This is a genomic window from Streptomyces sp. NPDC093544 (assembly GCF_040683495.1).
GTDB lineage: Bacteria > Actinomycetota > Actinomycetes > Streptomycetales > Streptomycetaceae > Streptomyces.
Genome location: NZ_JBFBEA010000002.1, coordinates 319,289 through 337,423 on the forward strand (window position 1 = coordinate 319,289; position 18,135 = coordinate 337,423).

An 18,135-nucleotide genomic window follows, 5' to 3' on the forward strand; every position below is an offset into this window, starting at 1 on the left:
TCCCACCCGTCGCAGTTGCGTCGCTGCGCCCCTGGTGCGACGCCTTCCAACACGACCCCACCCCCGCGAATGTCGGGGTATGGGCAACGTCTACAGTGGCGTGGTACGCGCGAGCCTTTACGGGGAGTTCACACCCGGGGGCTTGCTGGGATGTCTCTGTCAGGGGTGTACGTGACGGCCGTCGAATCCCGTCCACCGGGTGTGCTCGGGACGAGCAACAGTCCGACCCACCGGCCGTTCGGGGCCCGTGTCATGGCGTTTGTGGCGCTGACGAAGCCACGGATCATCGAGCTACTGCTGATCACCACCGTCCCGGTGATGTTCCTGGCCCAGCAGGGGGTGCCCGACCTGAAGCTGGTGCTCCTCACCTGCCTCGGCGGCTACCTCTCGGCGGGCGGCGCCAACGCGCTCAACATGTACATCGACCGTGACATCGACGCGCTGATGGACCGGACCTCGCAGCGGCCCCTGGTCACCGGCATGGTCAGCCCGCGCGAATGCCTCGTCTTCGGTCTCTCGCTCGCCGCGGTCTCCACACTCCTGTTCGGCCTGACGGTCAACTGGCTCTCCGCCTGGCTCTCCCTCGGCGCACTCCTCTTCTACGTCGTCGTCTACACGATGATCCTCAAGCGCCGTACGTCGCAGAACATCGTCTGGGGCGGCATCGCCGGCTGCATGCCCGTCCTCATCGGCTGGTCGGCGGTGACCAACTCGATGTCCTGGGCCCCGGTCATCCTCTTCCTGGTCATGTTCTTCTGGACGCCGCCGCACTACTGGCCGCTGTCGATGAAGGTGCGGGCCGACTACGCGCGCGTGGGCGTGCCGATGCTGCCGGTCGTCGCCTCCAACAAGGTGGTCGCCCGGCAGATCGTCCTCTACAGCTGGGTGATGGTCGCGGTCTCGCTGCTGCTCACCCCGCTCGGCTACACCGGCTGGTTCTACACGGCGGTCGCGCTGGTGGCCGGTGGCTGGTGGCTGTGGGAGGCGCACGCTCTGCAGCACCGCGCCAAGCACGAGGCGGAGGGCGGCAAGCTCAAGGAGATGCGGCTGTTCCACTGGTCCATCACCTATGTGTCGCTGCTGTTCGTGGCGGTCGCGGTGGATCCCTTCCTCCGCTGAGTCTTGTGAGGTCCCCGACGGGCGGGGTGGGTGGTCAAGGCCACGCACCCCGCCCGTCGCCGTTTGGCCTACCCGTCGGTAGCATCCTGGCCATGGCAGACACCCAGCAGGTTGACGAGACCACCGGCGCCGTCCAGGACGCCAAGGCCGAGCGCAAGGCGGCCAAGTTCGCCAAGCAGATCTCCGCCTTCGCCAAGGAGCACGGCGGGGCCGAGGGCCATGTGGAGTACATCGGGCAGCGTGGCGCCCGGATCGTGCTGGTCGGCGCGGACGGCGGCTGGGGCGACGTCGTGGCACCCACGTACGCGATCGCCGAGCAGGCCGTGAAGACGGCCGGCATCACTGTTCATGAGGAGTTCGACGGCGAGTTCGCGGCGAAGGTGAAGACGGGGCCGTACGAGTGGAAGCGGATGGCGGGGATCCAGCTCGGCGGGTCGAGCAACGGCTGACGATCGCGCGCCTGCGGGCGGCTGACAACCGTCGGCTCTTCGCACGGGGTGTGTGCAAGCAACACCTGATACCCGGTTCACCCGTTAGGACCTGAGGAAGCACGGTCCAGTCGCGGGGAGTCCGGATGATCGAAACGCCGTCCCTGGTGGACCAGTACTGCCATGGCGTACTGAGAACGGAGCTGGGCCTCGGTACCTTCGAGGCCCACCTCGCCAGGACCGAGGGGCCGCCTGCCCCGGGTACCACCTTCTTCGACACCCAGACCGGTTTCGCGGTACGCCGCTGGTGTCCGCCCCTGCTGGGTCTGGAACCGCACTGCCCGCCCGCCCGCTATCTCGCCCGGCGTCGCGAACTCGGCGTACTGGAGTCGGGGCGCAGGCTGCTGCGCGGGAGCGGCATCACGACGTATCTCGTGGACACCGGGCTGCCGGGCGATCTGACCGGGCCCGGCGAAATGGCCTCCACCGGCGCGGCCGACGCGCACGAGATCGTCCGCCTCGAGCTGCTGGCCGAACAGGTCGCGGACACCTCCGGCACGGTCGAGTCCTTTCTCGCCAATCTCGCCGAGTCCGTCCACGGCGCCGCCGCGAACGCCGTGGCCTTCACCTCCGTGGCGGGCGTACGGCACGGTCTGGCGCTCGCGCCCGAGCCGCCCGGGCCGGGTGAGGTACGGGGTGCGGCGGGCCGCTGGCTCGCGCGGCGCCCGGTGGGCGGGACGCTCAGCGACCCGGTGCTGCTCAGGCATCTGCTGTGGATCGCGGTCGCCTCAGGGCTGCCGCTCCAGCTCCACGCCGGACTCGGCGAACCGGGCCTGCGCATCGACCGCACCGACCCCGTCCTGCTCACCGACTTCGCCCGCGCCACGGCCGGACTCGGCACCGACCTGGTCCTCCTGCACGGCTACCCCTATCACCGGCACGCGGCACACCTCGCCGGGGTCTTCCCGCATGTGTACGCCGATCTGGGCGCCGCGCTGGTGCGTACGGGGGCGCGGGCCGCGGCCGTGTTCTCGGAGATCCTGGAACTCGCGCCTTTCGGCAAGCTGCTCTTCTCCAGCGGCGCGCACGGGCTGCCCGAACTCCATGTGGTCGGGGCACGGCTGTTCCGTGAGGCGCTCGCCCGGGTGCTCGGCACCTGGGTCGCCGAGGGCGCCTGGTCGCTGGCGGACGCGCAACGGGTGGCGGGGCTCATCGCGGCGGGGAACGCACGGCGGGTGTACGGGGTGGAGTGAGCGCACCAGAATCTGATCCCATGACTGACGACGACGACGCCACGGCCCGCCTGCTGGACCGCTTCCTCACCGACGTGCGCGCCCTCGCTCCCGTCGCCGTGTGGGTGCACGGTTCGCTCGCCGGGGGCGACTACCAGGAGGGGCGCAGTGATCTCGACCTGATCGCCGTCCTGGAGGACCCCGTTTCGCTGGGCACGGTTCGGGAGGTGGTCCGGCTGCACCGGCGGCTGCGGGTCGACGAGCCGCTCGCGCGGAAGCTGCACTGCAGCTACATGACGCCCGACACCGTGGCCGACGCAGAGCGGTCGTATGTCACCTGGGCGCAGGACGTGCTGATGAAACGGCCGGTCACTCCCGTCACCCGGCGAGAACTGCACGCCTTCGGGCGCGTCCTGCACGGCAGACCGCCCGAGGAACTGCTGCCGGCCGTCCAGGACCGGGAACTCAAGGCCTTCGTCGTACGGGACCAGAAGGAGTTCTGGCGGCCCGTGGTGGACAAGGCGCGGCTATGGACGCAGGACGGGTGGGTCGACCTCGGGCCGGTCACCTTCGCGCGGGCGACCGTCACCCTGCGGGAGGGCCGGCTGATCTCCAAGAGGGAGGCCCTGGACCTGCTGCCGGAACTCGGCGCGCCCCTCGACGTGGTCGAGGACATCAGGCGACGGCGGTACGGGGATCCGGCGCCGAACACCGACGAGTGGACGGCACGCCGGGCGGAACTCACCAGGGGCTACCTGGGCCCCGCGATCGACGGCCTGGTCGCCACCTACGAGGGGTTCACGCGCGCGTGAGCTTCGATTCCGTGGTGGGACCCGGTACTTCCGCCAGGACCTCCGGCCGTTCGCGCAGCGACAGCAGGACCCGCAGGACCCCGATCCACACCAGGCAGGAGCCGAACATGTGGAGGCCGACGAGGGCTTCGGGGAGGTCCGTGAAGTACTGGACGTAACCGATGACGCCCTGTCCGAGGAGGATGAGGAACAGGTCGCGGGTGCGGTCGAGGGGGCCCTTGGGGGCGTCGACCGCCTTGAGGACGAACCACAGGGCGAAGGTCAGCGTCACGACGATCCACGCCAGGACGGAGTGCACCTTGGTGACGTTCTCCCAGTCCAGCGGGATGCGTTCGACTTCGCTGGAGTCGCCGGCGTGCGGGCCCGCGCCGGTGACGACCGTGCCGAGCGCGATCAGCAGGACGGTCGCGGTGACCAGGACCCACACCATCTGCTGCACCGGCTTGCCCACGAGGGGGCGCGGCGCGCCGTCGCCCTCGCCCTCGCGGGTGCGGTGCCACATCAGCGTGGCGACGGCGATGAGCGCGGTGGAGAGGAGGAAGTGGGCCGCGACCGTATACGGGTTGAGGCCGACCAGTACGACGATGCCGCCGAGCACCGCGTTGCTCATGACGACCCAGAACTGCGTCCAGCCCAGCCGGGTCAGGCTCCGCCGGAACGGCTTCTGCGAGCGGGCCGCGATGATCGCCCAGCCGACCGCCGCGCACAGCACGTACGTCAGCATGCGGTTGGTGAACTCGATGACGCCGTGGACGCCCATCGCGCTCGTCGTGGTGAGCGAGTCGTCGGTGCACTTGGGCCAGGTCGGGCAGCCGAGCCCGGAGCCGGTCAGCCGCACGGCACCGCCGGTGACCACGATCACCACCGACATGACGAGCGCGGCGAGAGCCGCGCGCCGCACCGTCCGGGCGGTCGGGGTCCAGCGTTCGGCGATGAAGGCGAGCGGGTTGCGCACGGCACGAAGGGCGTCGGCTCGGGTCACGTTGGGCACGCGCACCATCGTAGGGGGCCGCTTGTGCACGTCTTCACGAGGGCCCCATACCTACTCCCAGCGGAAGAATTTCCCCGCGGCAGCCAGCCCCACGACCGCCCACACCGCCAGGATGCCGAGGTCCCCCCACGGCATCCCCGCGCCGTGCTGCAGTACGTCCCGCAAGCCGTCCGACAGTGCCGAGATCGGCAGCAGGCCGAGGATGTCCTGGGCGGCGGAGGGGAACTTGTCGAGCGGGACGATCACGCCGCCGCCGAGCAGGAGCAGCAGGAAGACCAGGTTCGCGGCGGCCAGGGTGGCCTCCGCTTTCAGGGTGCCCGCCATCAGCAGGCCGAGGCCGGAGAACGCGGCGGTGCCGAGGACCAGGAGGAGCAGTACGGCGAGGGGGTTGCCGTGCGGTGACCAGCCGAGCGCGCAGGCGATCACCGTCACCAGGATCACCTGGAGGATCTCCGTGACCAGAACAGACGTCGTCTTCGCCGCCATCAGGCCCCAGCGGGGGAGCGGGGAGGCGGCGAGCCGCTTCAGGACGCCGTAGCGGCGCTCGAAGCCCGTCGCGATCGCCTGACCCGTGAACGCCGTCGACATCACGGCGAGCGCCAGGATGCCGGGGGTCAGGAAGTCGACCGCCTTGCCGGAACCCGTGTCGACGATGTCCACCGCGCTGAACAGCACCAGCAGGAGTGTGGGGATGACGACCGTGAGGAGGAGCTGCTCGCCGTTGCGGAGCAGCATCTTCGTCTCCAGGACGGCCTGCGCGGCGATCATCCGGGGGAGCGGGGCGGCCCCGGGCTCCGGTGTGTACGTACCGGCGGTGGCGGTGGTCACGAGCGCAGCTCCTTGCCGGTCAGTTCCAGGCTGTGTCTTCCCGGGGGACGCTGTGCCCGATTGTCGCCGCGCGACGGGCCGGACCCCCGGCCGAGATGCAGCTGCCCCTGAATCATGAGCGCAACTCCTTGCCGGTGAGCTCGAGAAAAACGTCTTCGAGTGTGTGGCGTTCGACGGAGATCTTCTCCGGCAGCACCCCGTGCTGCGCGCACCAGGACGTGACCGTCGCGAGCAGCTGCGGGTCGATCTTGCCGCCGATCCGGTACGCGCCGGGGGTCAGTTCCGCCGCTGTGCTGTCCGTCGGGAGGGCCTTCAGCAGGGATGCCACGTCGAGCCCTGGACGGCCGCTGAAGCGCAGGGTGTTCTCGGCGCCGCCGCGGCACAGTTCGTCGGGGGAACCCTTGGCGATGACCTTGCCCGCGTCGATGATCGCGACGTCGTCCGCGAGCTGTTCGGCCTCGTCCATGTGGTGCGTGGTGAGGATGACCGAGACGCCGTCGGTACGCAGATCGCGGACGAGGTCCCAGGTGGCCAGGCGGGCCTGCGGGTCGAGCCCGGCCGTCGGTTCGTCGAGGAAGACCAGCTCGGGGCGGCCGACCACGGCCATCGCCAGCGCGAGGCGCTGCTGCTGGCCGCCCGACAGTCGCCGGTACGTCGTACGGCCGCAGCTGTCGAGGCCGAGCCGTTCGATGAGCGCGTCCACGTCGAGCGGGTGTGCGTGGAGTTTCGCCACGTGGCGGAGCATCTCGTCCGCCCGCGAGCCCGAGTAGACGCCGCCGGACTGGAGCATGACGCCGATCCGCGGGCGCAGTTCCCAGGCCTGCCGGACCGGGTCGAGGCCGAGGACGCGCACCGAGCCGGAGTCCGGCTTCCGGTAGCCCTCGCAGGTCTCGACCGTCGTTGTCTTTCCCGCGCCGTTGGGGCCGAGGACGGCGGTGATGCCCGGCTCGGCCACCAGGTCGAGGCCGTCCACCGCGGTCTTCCTGCCGTACCTCTTCACCAAGGCCTGGACCTGGACCACGGGCTCGCTTCGCATGAGGAGCAAGTCTAGGGACGGGTCCGGGGCTCCCGGGCGCGGGGGGCCGCATCCGCGTACGGCTCCCGAGGCCGGTGCAGCGCGAGCCACCGCTCCGCGTACGCCACCGCGTCGGCCACCGGGAACAGCCGGGTGTCGGCCGCGCCCACCTTCCCCCGTACGACGGGACGGTCGCGTTCGAAGTCCGAGCCCAGCTCGTCGAAGCGCTCGGAGGTGATCGACACCTCCGTCACCTCCTCCCAGCCGCCCGCGGCGGGCCGCCCCACCCGGACCAGCGGTGCCGGTATCCGGTATTCGGCCAGGTGGAAGGCGGTGCACGCGTCGTAGCCCGCGCCCAGCAGCAGCACCCGGGCGTCCAGCGTCTCCAGGCGGGCCAGCGGACTGCGCTCGCCCAGGCGGCAGTCCGTCGCGTGGTGCTCGGTGATCTCCGCCGCGCGCGGGCCGAGCGCCGCGAACGAGGTCTGCGGGTGCGCGCTGCGCCGGGCGCCGGGCCAGGTCCGTACGGTCTCCGGGATCACGCCGACCCCTCGCGCGGGGGTGACGAGGGGGTCGTACGAGGGCATCGTCGCCCGGATGGCCGACCACCAATCCTCGGGTACCGGCGGACTGCTCCACAGGGCGGGGTCGGAGAGGTCGCCGGACTGGGTGGGGACCACCAGGGTCCCGTCTGGGCCGAGTGAATCGAGGAGTCCCTGGACGACGGCGACGGCGCCGCCGCAGACCCAGCCGAGGGAGCTGAGGGAGGAGTGCGCCAGGAGGGTCTCGCCGGGGCGGACGCCCAGCGAGAGCAGCTGTGCGGAGACTGTGTCTCTGGTGACGAGTGGCCCGGTGGGAGGGGGTGTCGGCATGGTTCGGCAGTGTTCCCGAGAGCCTGGTCCGTGGCCACCGAATTGATCGATCAAAGATCGTTTCCGCAGGTCAGCTTAGGTATACCTAAGTGATGCACGGCACCGTCCATGCCTCGGGCGCCGCTTGCCAGGCTCTGAGGAATTACGCAACAATAGCGTTGTGAAAAACGTTGGCGAGGCTCCGCAGGAGGAACTCGCGACCGGGGAGCGGTCCACCCGCAACCGGGTCGCGCGCTCCATCCTGGACCACGGCCCGTCCACCGTGACCGACCTGGCCGGCCGGCTGGGACTGACCTCGGCCGCCGTACGCCGTCATCTCGACGCCCTTGTCGCCGACGATGTCGTGGAAGCACGTGAGCAGCGGATCTACGGAGCGCGTACGCGCGGCCGTCCCGCCAAGGTGTTCGCCCTGACCGACTGCGGCCGGGACGCCTTCGACCAGTCCTACGACAAGCTCGCCGCGGACGCCCTGCGCTGGATCGCCGAGCGCGAGGGTGGGGACGAGGCGGTCGTCGCCTTCGCCCGCGCCAGGATCGCCGCACAGGCGGACGAGTACCGCGCCGCCATAGAGGCCGCCGCCCCCGACAAGCGCACCGAAGCGCTGGCCAAGGCCCTGAGCGCGGACGGGTACGCTGCTACGGCGCGTAGCGCACCGGTCGGCGAGCAGCTCTGCCAGCACCACTGCCCGGTCGCGCATGTCGCCGAGCAGTTCCCGCAGCTGTGCGAGGCGGAGACCGAGATCTTCTCGCAGCTGCTCGGCACCCATGTGCAGCGACTGGCGACCATCGCCCACGGCGACGGAGTATGCACGACGTTCATCCCCAAGATTTCCAAGACTGTTTCCGAACTACCTGACGCATCTGCAAGCACCGCCGGGAGGAACCCCGCATGACGCTCCCCATCGAGGAGACTGCCCACCCCGAGCTCGAGGGTCTGGGTACGTACGAATACGGCTGGGCCGACTCCGACGTGGCCGGTTCCTCCGCCAAGCGAGGGATCAACGACGACGTCGTCCGCGACATCTCCCAGAAGAAGTCCGAGCCGGAGTGGATGACCAAGCTCCGGCTCAAGGGCCTGCGCCTGTTCGAGAAGAAGCCCATGCCGAACTGGGGCTCGGACCTGTCGGGCATCGACTTCGACAACATCAAGTACTTCGTGCGCTCCACGGAGAAGCAGGCGGCGTCCTGGGAGGACCTGCCCGAGGACATCAAGAACACGTACGACAAGCTCGGCATCCCGGAGGCGGAGAAGCAGCGCCTGGTCGCCGGCGTCGCCGCGCAGTACGAGTCCGAGGTCGTCTACCACCAGATCAACGAAGAGCTCGAGGCGCAGGGTGTCATCTTCATGGACACCGACACCGCGCTGAAGGAGCACCCGGAGCTCTTCAAGGAGTACTTCGGCACCGTCATCCCGGTGGGCGACAACAAGTTCGCGTCGCTGAACTCCGCGGTGTGGTCCGGCGGCTCGTTCATCTACGTCCCCAAGGGCGTGCACGTCGAGATCCCGCTCCAGGCCTACTTCCGTATCAACACGGAGAACATGGGCCAGTTCGAGCGGACGCTGATCATCGTCGACGAGGACGCCTACGTCCACTACGTCGAGGGTTGTACGGCGCCGATCTACTCCTCGGACTCCCTGCACTCCGCGGTGGTCGAGATCATCGTGAAGAAGGGCGGCCGCTGCCGCTACACGACCATCCAGAACTGGTCGAACAACGTCTACAACCTGGTCACCAAGCGCGCCGTGGCGTACGAGGGCGCGACCATGGAGTGGATCGACGGCAACATCGGCTCCAAGGTCACCATGAAGTACCCGGCCGTCTACCTGATGGGCGAGCACGCCAAGGGCGAGACCCTGTCCATCGCCTTCGCGGGCGAGGGCCAGCACCAGGACGCCGGCTCCAAGATGGTCCACATGGCGCCGAACACCTCCTCCAACATCGTGTCGAAGTCCGTGGCGCGTGGTGGCGGCCGTACGTCGTACCGCGGGCTCGTCGAGATCGGCGAGGGCGCCCACGGCTCCAAGTCGAACGTGCTGTGCGACGCGCTGCTCGTCGACACGATCTCCCGCTCCGACACGTACCCGTACGTCGACGTCCGCGAGGACGACGTGTCCATGGGTCACGAGGCGACCGTCTCCAAGGTCAGCGACGACCAGCTCTTCTACCTGATGAGCCGGGGCATGACCGAGTTCGAGGCGATGGCGATGATCGTGCGCGGCTTCGTCGAGCCGATCGCCAAGGAACTGCCCATGGAGTACGCGCTTGAGCTCAACCGGCTGATCGAGCTCCAGATGGAAGGCTCGGTCGGCTAAACGCCAACCGCCGCCCCCGTCAAGCCACTTACGCAAGAAAGCGAGCAGACCGACAGCCATGGCTGAGGCTCAGAGTATTCCGGTGGGGTCCACCACCGCCGGCCAGATCGCGGTGGCCGCCGAGTCGACCGTCGCCACGCGCATGAGCGCGCCCCCGTCCTTCGACGTGGCGGACTTCCCCGTCCCCCACGGCCGTGAGGAGGAGTGGCGGTTCACGCCGCTGGAGCGGCTGCGCGGGCTGCACGACGGCACCGCGGTCGCGACCGGCAACGGCCTGAAGGTCGACATCGAGGCGCCCGCGGGCGTCACGGTCGAGACCGTCGGCCGTGACGACGCCCGGCTCGGCAAGGCCGGCACCCCGGCGGACCGCGTCGCCGCCCAGGCGTACTCGGCGTTCGAGAAGGCCAGTGTCATCACCGTCCCCAAGGAGACGGTGCTGACCGAGCCGATCCGCATCGCCGTGCACGGAGAGGGCGGGGTCGTCTACGGCCATCAGGTCGTCGAGCTGGGAGCCTTCGCCGAGGCCGTCGTCGTCATCGACCACACCGGTGACGCGGTCCTCGCCGCGAACGTCGACTACGTCCTGGGCGACGGCGCCAAGCTCACCGTCGTCTCCGTCCAGGACTGGGACGACAAGGCCGTGCACGTGGGCCAGCACAACGCGCTGATCGGCCGGGACGCCACCTTCAAGTCGTTCGTGGTCACCTTCGGCGGCGACCTCGTACGCCTCCACCCGCGCGTGGCCTACGCCGGCCCCGGTGGCGAGGCCGAGCTCTTCGGCCTGTACTTCACGGACGCCGGCCAGCACCAGGAGCACCGCCTCCTGGTCGACCACAACACCCCGCACTGCAAGTCGAACGTCGCCTACAAGGGCGCGCTCCAGGGCGAGGGCGCCCACGCGGTGTGGATCGGCGACGTCCTCATCGAGGCCGCGGCCGAGGGCACGGACACGTACGAGATGAACCGGAACCTGGTTCTGACCGACGGCGCCCGTGTCGACTCCGTGCCGAACCTGGAGATCGAGACCGGCGAGATCGTCGGCGCCGGGCACGCGAGTGCCACCGGCCGTTTCGACGACGAGCAGCTCTTCTATCTGATGGCCCGCGGCATTCCGGCCGACGAGGCCCGCCGTCTGGTGGTGCGCGGCTTCTTCGCCGAGCTGGTCCAGCAGATCGGTGTGGACGACATCGAAGAGCGCCTTCTTGTGAAGATCGACGAGGAGCTGGAGGCGTCGGTCTGATGGCTGCCCCTTCGACGTTCCTGCGCGCCTGTGAGCTGAGCGAGCTGGAGGAGGACACCCCCAAGCGGGTGGAACTCGACGGCACGCCGGTCTCGGTCGTGAAGACCGAGGGGGAGGTGTTCGCGATCAACGACATCTGCTCGCACGCGAACGTCTCGCTCTCCGAGGGCGAGGTGGAGGACTGTCAGATCGAGTGCTGGCTGCACGGCTCCAGCTTCGACCTCCGCACCGGCAAGCCGTCCGGCCTTCCGGCGACGCGCCCCGTCCCCGTATACCCCGTACAGATCGAAGGGGGCAGCGTCTTCGTTGACGTACACGCCTCCCTCAACCAGGAGTCCTGAGGAACCCATGGCAACGCTTGAAATCCACGACCTGCACGTCACCGTCGAGGCCGACAACGCCACGAAGGAGATCCTCAAGGGCGTCGACCTGACCGTGAAGCAGGGCGAGACACACGCCATCATGGGCCCGAACGGCTCCGGCAAGTCGACCCTCGCCTACTCGCTCGCGGGCCACCCGAAGTACACGATCACCGGCGGCACCGTCACCCTCGACGGCGAGGACGTCCTGGAGATGTCCGTCGACGAGCGCGCCCGCGCGGGCCTGTTCCTGGCGATGCAGTACCCGGTCGAGATCCCCGGCGTTTCCGTCTCCAACTTCCTGCGCACCTCGGCCACGGCCGTGCGCGGCGAGGCCCCCAAGCTGCGTACCTGGGTGAAGGAGGTCCGTGAGGCCATGGAGCGCCTCAACATGGACCCGGCCTTCGCCGAGCGCAATGTGAACGAGGGCTTCTCCGGCGGTGAGAAGAAGCGCCACGAGATCCTTCAGCTGGAGCTCCTCAAGCCGAGGATCGCGATCCTCGACGAGACCGACTCCGGCCTGGACGTCGACGCCCTGCGCGTCGTCTCCGAGGGCGTCAACCGGGTCCGCGAGAGCGGCGAGGTGGGCACCCTGCTCATCACCCACTACACGCGCATCCTGCGCTACATCAAGCCCGACTTCGTCCACGTCTTCTCCGCGGGCCGGATCGTCGAGTCCGGCGGCGCCGAACTCGCCGACAAGCTGGAGAACGAGGGCTACGAGGCTTACGCGATCCACGACACGGCCGACACGAAGGGTGGCGTATCCGCGTGACCCCTTCCCGCCATGGGCTCCCCGGCCTCCTCGACACCGAGGCGATCCGCAAGGACTTCCCCATCCTGGACCGCCAGGTCCACGACGGTAAGAAGCTCGTGTACCTGGACAACGCGGCGACCTCGCAGAAGCCGCGCCAGGTACTGGACGCCCTGAGCGAGTACTACGAGCGCTCCAACGCCAACGTCCACCGCGGTGTGCATGTGCTCGCCGAGGAGGCCACGGCGCTGTACGAGGGTGCGCGCGACAAGGTCGCCACGTTCATCAACGCGCCGAGCCGCAACGAGGTGATCTTCACCAAGAACGCCTCCGAGTCGCTCAACCTCGTGGCCAACATGCTCGGCTGGGCGGATGAGCCCTACCGGGTGGACCACGAGACCGAGATCGTCATCACGGAGATGGAGCACCACTCCAACATCGTGCCGTGGCAGCTGCTCTCGCAGCGCACGGGCGCGAAGCTGAAGTGGTTCGGCCTCACCGACGACGGCCGCCTCGACCTCTCGAACATCAACGAGATCATCACCGAGAAGACGAAGATCGTCTCCTTCGTGCTGGTGTCGAACATCCTGGGCACCGTGAACCCGGTCGAGGCGATAGTGCGCCGAGCCCAGGAGGTCGGGGCCCTGGTCCTGATCGACGCCTCGCAGGCCGCGCCGCACATGCCGCTGGACGTACAGGCCCTCCAGGCCGACTTCGTGGCCTTCACCGGCCACAAGATGTGCGGTCCGACGGGCATCGGCGTCCTCTGGGGCCGCCAGGAACTCCTTGAGGACCTGCCGCCCTTCCTGGGCGGCGGCGAGATGATCGAGACCGTGTCGATGCACTCGTCGACCTACGCCCCGGCGCCGCACAAGTTCGAGGCGGGCACCCCGCCGATCGCGCAGGCGGTCGGCCTCGGCGCGGCGATCGACTACCTCTCCGCGATCGGCATGGACAAGGTCCTCGCCCACGAGCACGCGCTCACCGAGTACGCGGTGAAGCGGCTTCTGGAGGTCCCTGACCTGCGGATCATCGGCCCCACCACGGCCGAGGAGCGGGGCGCGGCGATCTCGTTCACGCTCGGTGACATCCACCCGCACGATGTGGGCCAGGTTCTCGACGAGCAGGGCATCGCGGTCCGCGTGGGACATCACTGCGCACGCCCTGTCTGCCTGCGGTACGGAATTCCTGCGACCACGCGAGCGTCGTTCTATCTGTACTCCACGCCGACCGAGGTCGACGCACTGATCGACGGCCTGGAGCACGTACGGAACTTCTTCGGCTGAGGAGCTGGCTGAGTCGTGAAGCTTGATTCGATGTACCAGGAAGTCATCCTGGACCACTACAAGCACCCGCACGGGCGGGGCTTGCGGGACGGCGATGCCGAGGTGCACCACGTCAACCCGACGTGCGGCGACGAGATCACCCTGCGCGTGAAGTACGACGGTGACCGGATCGCGGACATCTCGTACGAGGGCCAGGGCTGCTCCATCAGCCAGGCCTCGGCCTCCGTGCTGAACGAGCTGCTCGTGGGCAAGGACCTGTCCGACGCGCAGAAGGTCCAGGAGACCTTCCTGGAGCTGATGCAGTCCAAGGGCCGCATCGAACCGGACGACGCGATGGAGGAGGTGCTGGAGGACGCGGTCGCGTTCGCCGGTGTCTCCAAGTACCCGGCACGGGTGAAGTGCGCGCTGCTCAGCTGGATGGCGTGGAAGGACGCGACGGCCCAGGCACTGGGCTCGGACGCCGCTGAAAGGAAGACGGCATGAGCGAGACCATCGAGATGAAGCCCGCCTCGGAGGAGGAGGTCCGCGAGGCTCTGTACGACGTCGTAGACCCCGAGTTGGGTATCGATGTCGTCAACCTCGGCCTCATTTACGGCATTCACATCGACGACGCGAACATCGCGACGATCGACATGACCCTGACGTCCGCGGCCTGCCCGCTCACCGACGTCATCGAGGACCAGGCCAAGTCCGCCACGGACGGCCTCGTCAACGAACTGCGCATCAACTGGGTCTGGATGCCGCCGTGGGGCCCGGACAAGATCACGGACGACGGGCGCGAGCAGCTTCGGGCGCTGGGGTTCAACGTCTGAGTTGTGTGTGCAGGTGTGGCCCCCGGCGGTGCGCCGGGGGCCACAGCCATACCTGAAGCTCGGTTCCGGGGCTCAGCCCAAAGCCTTCACCAGGCGGAACGCCCAGCCCTCGCGGTCCCGGTGGTCGTCGCGCCGGTGGTCGTCGTCGTACCTCTCCAGGCGGAGCTGGAAGTCGCGGTCGTGCAGGTAGCGGCCCGGGTAGTTGACCGCCTCCAGCATGACCGCGCCGGAGGCCGACGCCGGCCGGGGGCAGAAGGTCGCGTCCTGCTTGAAGAGGGCGGAGCCGTCGCTGCGGTCGGCGCGCAGGACGAAGTCGCGGTGGCGGAGGTAGCTGCCGTCGGCGGTGACGAAGGAGTAGCAGGAGGAGTCCGCGAGACCCTTGACCTGCTTGAAGCTCGAGTCCCGCCTGGTCGCCGCCGGACTGCTCCCACTCACCTGGTCGAGGCGGACGGTGCCGTCGCTCACGTGCCAGTAGCGGTCGGGGTGGTCGACCGACTGGACCGACGTCCGAGGGGCAGCGGGCGCGGAAGGCTTGCTGGAGGCGGTGGGCTTCGGCGCTGCGGGGACGGGCTTGGCGGATCCCTGACCCGAGGGTTTCGGTGAGGCGGCACCCTGCGGGGCGGAGGCGGAAGGCGCAGGGGAGGACAAGGCGGTCTTGCCGGTCGGTGCCGCGGCGGGAACGCTGGGTATGAACGGGAGGCCCGTATCGGCGGCGGGCCGGTTCGCCTGATCCTGTGACGAGGTGTCAGTACCGTTGTCCAGTACGGCGATCGCGGTGGCGGTGGCGATGAGGACCGCGATGGCGAGCCCGCCGGCCAGCCAGAGCCGCCGGGTGCCGGGCAGTCGCGCCTCCGCCAGGGGCTCATCGGGCTTCCATGGCATCGGGAGCTTGGAGAAGGGGGGCATTTCCGCCGGGTAGGGAGCGCCGTGCGCTGTGGGGCGCCAGGCGGTGATCTCCGACGAGGGGACGGGTCTCTCCGCGGAACTGGCGGGCTGGTCGGGCCCGTTCTCGGGGTTCATTTCTGGCATGCAAGTTCCTCCAGCGTCGCCCAGGGCGTACGCGGATTCGTCTTTTGGTCTGAGCCAAGAGCTTCTGGTGGGGGCACGAGAAAGGGGAGGCGCAGGCACATGGACAGGCAGTGGCCATGGAGGCCATGTGCGCGACTGGTGAAACAGTAGTGGACCAGGTGACTCCCGAGTAGCCGTTTGCCCCAGTGGTCCAACGGAATTCGCGGCCGGGCCGGAACGCGGGGGAGACGCTGCGACGGGCCGCCCACGCCAAGCGACGGACGCTCGACCGCTTGGCGCGGGTTTGTTCGTGAACAGGGGCCGGTGACTGGTCAGTTGGTCAGTCGACGACTACCTCGGCCGAGCGGGACCGCGGTGGGGTCCCAGACTCTGCGTACGGTCGTACACATCGATGCGTACACTCGTACACATGGGATATGTGATGCTCGCCGGCGCCATCGCCGCGGAGGTGGCCGCCACCACCGCCATGAAGTACAGCGACGGCTTCAGCAAACTGTGGCCGTCGCTGGTGACCCTCCTCGGATACGTCATCGCCTTCGCGTTGCTCGCACAGACCCTGAAGACCGTCTCGGTCGGCACGGCCTACGCGATCTGGGCCGGCGCCGGGACCGCAGTCATCGCCGCGATCGGCATGGTGTTCCTCGGTGAGGGGCTCAGCGCCGCGAAGCTCGGCGGGATCGCGCTGATCATCGGCGGGGTCGTCCTGCTGAACCTCGGCGGGGCGCACTGATGGCGCGCCGGTACGATCCCGAGCGCCGCCAGCGGATCATCGACGCGGCGATCCGGGTCGTCGGCGCCAAGGGCATCGCCGGACTGAGCCATCGCTCCGTCGCCGCCGAGGCCGATGTGCCGCTCGGCTCCACCACGTACCACTTCAAGACCCTCGACGAGCTGATGGTCGCCGCGCTCCGCCAGGCGAACGAGGGCTTCGCCAAGGTGGTCGCCGCGCGCGGTGCCTTCGAGGACACCCGGCTCGACGTGGCCGGTGAACTCGCGGCGCTGACCGGCGAGTGGCTCGCGGGCGATCGTACGAGCGTGGAGCTGGAGTACGAGCTCTACCTGGCGGCTCTGCGACGCCCCGCCCTACGTCCCGTTGCCGCCGAATGGGTCCAGGGCCTCGCCGAGCCGCTCGCCCGCCGCACCGACCCCGTCACCGCGCGGGCGCTCGTCGCGCTGGTGGACGGGATCTGCCTGCAGGTGCTGCTGACGGGGACGGCTTACGACGAGGGGTATGCGCGGGAGGTGCTGGCGCGGGTGATTCCGTGAGCCCTGGTGGCTCCGGTCACGCTCGGTTCACGGTGACCGTCGGGTGTCCGAGCGGTGGGTCGTTCCCGGTCTCTGAGACGCCCCGCGCACCGGTTGGCCCGTGCCGCCCCCGCCAAGTTAGGTTTCACCCATGACCGACACGACTGCTACTCGCACCACCGGCGCCGTCGCCGCCGGGCTTGCCACCGTCGCCGCTGACGGCGCTGTCCTCGACACCTGGTTCCCCGCCCCCGAGCTCTCTGCCGAGCCCGGCCCGTCCGGCACCGAGCGGCTGTCCGCCGAGCGTGCCGTGGAGTTGCTCGGCGAGGGCGCCGCGAAGGCCATCGGGCCCGACGCCCGCCGAGGCGTCGAGGTCGTCGCGGTCCGTACGGTCATCGCCTCGCTGGACGAGAAGCCGCTCGACGCGCACGACACCTACCTGCGTCTGCACCTGCTCTCGCACCGCCTCGTACAGCCGCACGGCCAGAGCCTGGACGGCATCTTCGGCCACCTCGCCAACGTCGCCTGGACCTCGCTCGGCCCGGTCGCCGTCGACGACGTGGAGAAGGTGCGCCTGAACGCCCGGGCGGAGGGCCTCCACCTGGCTGTGACGTCCATCGACAAGTTCCCGCGCATGACGGACTACGTCGCGCCGAAGGGCGTCCGCATCGCCGACGCCGACCGCGTCCGGCTCGGCGCGCACCTCGCCGAGGGCACCACCGTCATGCACGAGGGCTTCGTCAACTTCAACGCCGGCACGCTCGGCACCTCGATGGTCGAGGGCCGCATCTCGGCCGGCGTCGTGGTCGGTGACGGCTCCGACATCGGCGGCGGCGCCTCCACCATGGGCACGCTGTCCGGTGGCGGCAACGTCCGCATCACCATCGGCGAGCGCTGCCTGATCGGCGCGGAGGCGGGCGTCGGCATCGCACTCGGCGACGAGTGCGTCGTCGAGGCCGGTCTGTACGTCACCGCCGGCACCCGCGTGACCATGCCCGACGGACAGATCGTCAAGGCCCGCGAGCTCTCCGGCGCCTCGAACATCCTCTTCCGCCGCAACTCGGTCACCGGAACGGTTGAGGCGCGGCCGAACAACGCGGTGTGGGGCGGCCTCAACGAGGTGCTCCACAGTCACAACTGAGCTTCGTCCGAGGCTGCGGGTAGTCCGCCGGGTGGGCGCGCCCACCCGGCGGAGCCGCATAGGCCGCAGCCCGTGTCCCTCGTCGAGTGCCCTCCTGTCGCAAGCAGGAGGGCACTCGACTTATGAGCGCAGCGTCGTCGCGAACTCCGCCAGGGCCGTGAAGTCGGCCTCGCGCAGGCCCAGTCGGGGATTGACGTGGCGCAGCAGCGCGGGCCCGGCATGGTGGGCGGTGACGTATGTGTCGTCGGCCGGGCTCTGTTCGTCGTCCACCCAGGCGAAGGGCCGGCCGTCCGCGTACGCCACGATCCGCTCGGTCTTCCAGTGCACTCCGTCGGGCCGCTCGGCGAAGAGGGCGCCGGTGAAGTCGACGTAGGGGAGTTCGGGGAGGCCGATGACCGGGGCGATCCAGCGGTTGGCGGAGTCCATCCAGGTGGTGGCCCAGCACAGGTCGTAGTCGAGGTCGAGGAGGGCGCGGCCGTGCTCCGGGTGCAGCCAGACGCGCAGGGGCCTGCCGGGAGTCAGGGCCACCCGGATCGTCGTATAGCCCTCGGGGCGCCGCTCCGGCTGGGCCGCGTACGGGTTGAGGGGGCCGTCGACGTCGAGGAACAGCAGGGGTCGGCTCACGGGCCCACCGTAGGCGAGAGGTGACGACGGATCCCGAA

21 protein-coding genes are annotated in these 18,135 nt (G+C 69.4%); 15 read left to right on the top strand and 6 right to left on the bottom strand.

All coding sequences use genetic code 11. The features are described 5' to 3' along the window. Nucleotides 1-165: 165 nt before the first annotated feature. The 4 genes from AB0N66_RS03735 to AB0N66_RS03750 all read left to right on the top strand — a co-directional run bounded on the left by AB0N66_RS03735 (nt 166) and on the right by AB0N66_RS03750 (nt 3,591). The gene (locus AB0N66_RS03735) at nt 166-1,119 is read left to right on the top strand and encodes a heme o synthase (protein ID WP_365428472.1); all 954 of its coding nucleotides are present in this window, start codon (nt 166-168) and stop codon (nt 1,117-1,119) included. 92 nt (nt 1,120-1,211) lie between these two features. Beyond that, nucleotides 1,212-1,568 (top strand): hypothetical protein, encoded by a 357-nt coding sequence (locus AB0N66_RS03740; protein WP_365428109.1) that lies wholly within the window; start codon nt 1,212-1,214, stop codon nt 1,566-1,568. A 125-nt stretch (nt 1,569-1,693) separates the two neighbouring features. Further along, on the top strand, nt 1,694-2,800 hold the full coding sequence (locus tag AB0N66_RS03745) for an amidohydrolase family protein (protein WP_365428112.1): 1,107 nt from the start codon (nt 1,694-1,696) through the stop codon (nt 2,798-2,800). Nucleotides 2,801-2,820: 20 nt separating this feature from the next. After that, nucleotides 2,821-3,591, top strand: coding sequence for a nucleotidyltransferase domain-containing protein (locus AB0N66_RS03750; RefSeq protein WP_365428115.1), 771 nt, complete (start codon nt 2,821-2,823; stop codon nt 3,589-3,591). Here the strand turns inward: AB0N66_RS03750 and AB0N66_RS03755 are convergent. The 4 genes from AB0N66_RS03755 to AB0N66_RS03770 all read right to left on the bottom strand — a co-directional run bounded on the left by AB0N66_RS03755 (nt 3,578) and on the right by AB0N66_RS03770 (nt 7,294). After that, nucleotides 3,578-4,591 carry a COX15/CtaA family protein gene (locus tag AB0N66_RS03755; protein ID WP_365428118.1) on the bottom strand — a complete coding sequence of 338 codons (1,014 nt, stop codon included), beginning with the start codon at nt 4,589-4,591 and terminating at the stop codon, nt 3,578-3,580. The two genes, AB0N66_RS03750 and AB0N66_RS03755, sit on opposite strands and share 14 nt — an antisense overlap. Before the next feature lie 42 nt (nt 4,592-4,633). After that, the gene (locus AB0N66_RS03760) at nt 4,634-5,350 is read right to left on the bottom strand and encodes an ABC transporter permease (protein ID WP_365428475.1); all 717 of its coding nucleotides are present in this window, start codon (nt 5,348-5,350) and stop codon (nt 4,634-4,636) included. Nucleotides 5,351-5,522: 172 nt separating this feature from the next. Next, nucleotides 5,523-6,446, bottom strand: a complete 924-nt coding sequence (locus AB0N66_RS03765; protein ID WP_365428121.1) for an ABC transporter ATP-binding protein — start codon at nt 6,444-6,446, stop codon at nt 5,523-5,525. 11 nt (nt 6,447-6,457) lie between these two features. Further along, entirely contained in the window at nt 6,458-7,294 is an 837-nt protein-coding gene (locus tag AB0N66_RS03770; protein ID WP_365428124.1) for an AAC(3) family N-acetyltransferase, read from the bottom strand. 160 nt (nt 7,295-7,454) lie between these two features. Between AB0N66_RS03770 and AB0N66_RS03775 the strand changes: the two genes are divergently transcribed. Genes AB0N66_RS03775 through AB0N66_RS03810 form a run of 8 tightly spaced genes read left to right on the top strand, consistent with a single transcriptional unit; the run spans nt 7,455 to nt 14,058 of the window. Next, nucleotides 7,455-8,186: a metalloregulator ArsR/SmtB family transcription factor gene (locus AB0N66_RS03775; protein WP_365428127.1), complete on the top strand. Its 732-nt coding sequence runs from the start codon at nt 7,455-7,457 to the stop codon at nt 8,184-8,186. Beyond that, nucleotides 8,183-9,607, top strand: a complete 1,425-nt coding sequence (sufB, locus tag AB0N66_RS03780) for a Fe-S cluster assembly protein SufB (RefSeq protein ID WP_365428130.1) — start codon at nt 8,183-8,185, stop codon at nt 9,605-9,607. The genes AB0N66_RS03775 and sufB overlap by 4 nt, the downstream gene beginning before the upstream one ends. Before the next feature lie 58 nt (nt 9,608-9,665). Then, nucleotides 9,666-10,847: a Fe-S cluster assembly protein SufD gene (sufD, locus tag AB0N66_RS03785; protein WP_365428133.1), complete on the top strand. Its 1,182-nt coding sequence runs from the start codon at nt 9,666-9,668 to the stop codon at nt 10,845-10,847. Beyond that, nucleotides 10,847-11,188, top strand: a complete 342-nt coding sequence (locus AB0N66_RS03790) for a bifunctional 3-phenylpropionate/cinnamic acid dioxygenase ferredoxin subunit (protein ID WP_365428136.1) — start codon at nt 10,847-10,849, stop codon at nt 11,186-11,188. Before sufD ends, AB0N66_RS03790 begins: the two co-directional genes overlap by 1 nt. A 7-nt stretch (nt 11,189-11,195) precedes the next feature. Further along, nucleotides 11,196-11,981: a Fe-S cluster assembly ATPase SufC gene (gene sufC, locus AB0N66_RS03795; protein ID WP_365428139.1), complete on the top strand. Its 786-nt coding sequence runs from the start codon at nt 11,196-11,198 to the stop codon at nt 11,979-11,981. Beyond that, nucleotides 11,978-13,246: a cysteine desulfurase gene (locus AB0N66_RS03800; RefSeq protein WP_365428142.1), complete on the top strand. Its 1,269-nt coding sequence runs from the start codon at nt 11,978-11,980 to the stop codon at nt 13,244-13,246. Before sufC ends, AB0N66_RS03800 begins: the two co-directional genes overlap by 4 nt. Before the next feature lie 15 nt (nt 13,247-13,261). Then, complete coding sequence (gene sufU, locus AB0N66_RS03805) at nt 13,262-13,729, top strand: Fe-S cluster assembly sulfur transfer protein SufU (protein ID WP_365428145.1); 468 nt, start codon at nt 13,262-13,264, stop codon at nt 13,727-13,729. Then, nucleotides 13,726-14,058: a metal-sulfur cluster assembly factor gene (locus AB0N66_RS03810; protein WP_030612912.1), complete on the top strand. Its 333-nt coding sequence runs from the start codon at nt 13,726-13,728 to the stop codon at nt 14,056-14,058. Before sufU ends, AB0N66_RS03810 begins: the two co-directional genes overlap by 4 nt. Before the next feature lie 72 nt (nt 14,059-14,130). Here AB0N66_RS03810 and AB0N66_RS03815 read toward each other — a convergent pair whose 3' ends face one another. Then, the gene (locus AB0N66_RS03815; RefSeq protein WP_365428149.1) at nt 14,131-15,087 is read right to left on the bottom strand and encodes an AbfB domain-containing protein; all 957 of its coding nucleotides are present in this window, start codon (nt 15,085-15,087) and stop codon (nt 14,131-14,133) included. A gap of 409 nt (nt 15,088-15,496) precedes the next feature. Here AB0N66_RS03815 and AB0N66_RS03820 point away from each other — a divergent pair, with 409 nt between their 5' ends. From AB0N66_RS03820 to dapD, 3 genes are all read left to right on the top strand, one after another. Beyond that, a complete protein-coding gene (locus tag AB0N66_RS03820; protein WP_365428152.1) occupies nt 15,497-15,817 on the top strand; it encodes a multidrug efflux SMR transporter in 321 nt (106 codons plus the stop codon). Further along, nucleotides 15,817-16,353 (top strand): TetR family transcriptional regulator, encoded by a 537-nt coding sequence (locus tag AB0N66_RS03825; RefSeq protein WP_365428155.1) that lies wholly within the window; start codon nt 15,817-15,819, stop codon nt 16,351-16,353. The genes AB0N66_RS03820 and AB0N66_RS03825 overlap by 1 nt, the downstream gene beginning before the upstream one ends. A gap of 130 nt (nt 16,354-16,483) precedes the next feature. Next, the gene (dapD, locus tag AB0N66_RS03830) at nt 16,484-17,473 is read left to right on the top strand and encodes a 2,3,4,5-tetrahydropyridine-2,6-dicarboxylate N-succinyltransferase (RefSeq protein WP_365428158.1); all 990 of its coding nucleotides are present in this window, start codon (nt 16,484-16,486) and stop codon (nt 17,471-17,473) included. A gap of 120 nt (nt 17,474-17,593) precedes the next feature. On the opposite strand, the gene AB0N66_RS03835 is transcribed toward dapD, so the two are convergent. After that, nucleotides 17,594-18,097 (bottom strand): hypothetical protein, encoded by a 504-nt coding sequence (locus AB0N66_RS03835; protein ID WP_365428161.1) that lies wholly within the window; start codon nt 18,095-18,097, stop codon nt 17,594-17,596. Nucleotides 18,098-18,135 lie beyond the last annotated feature (38 nt).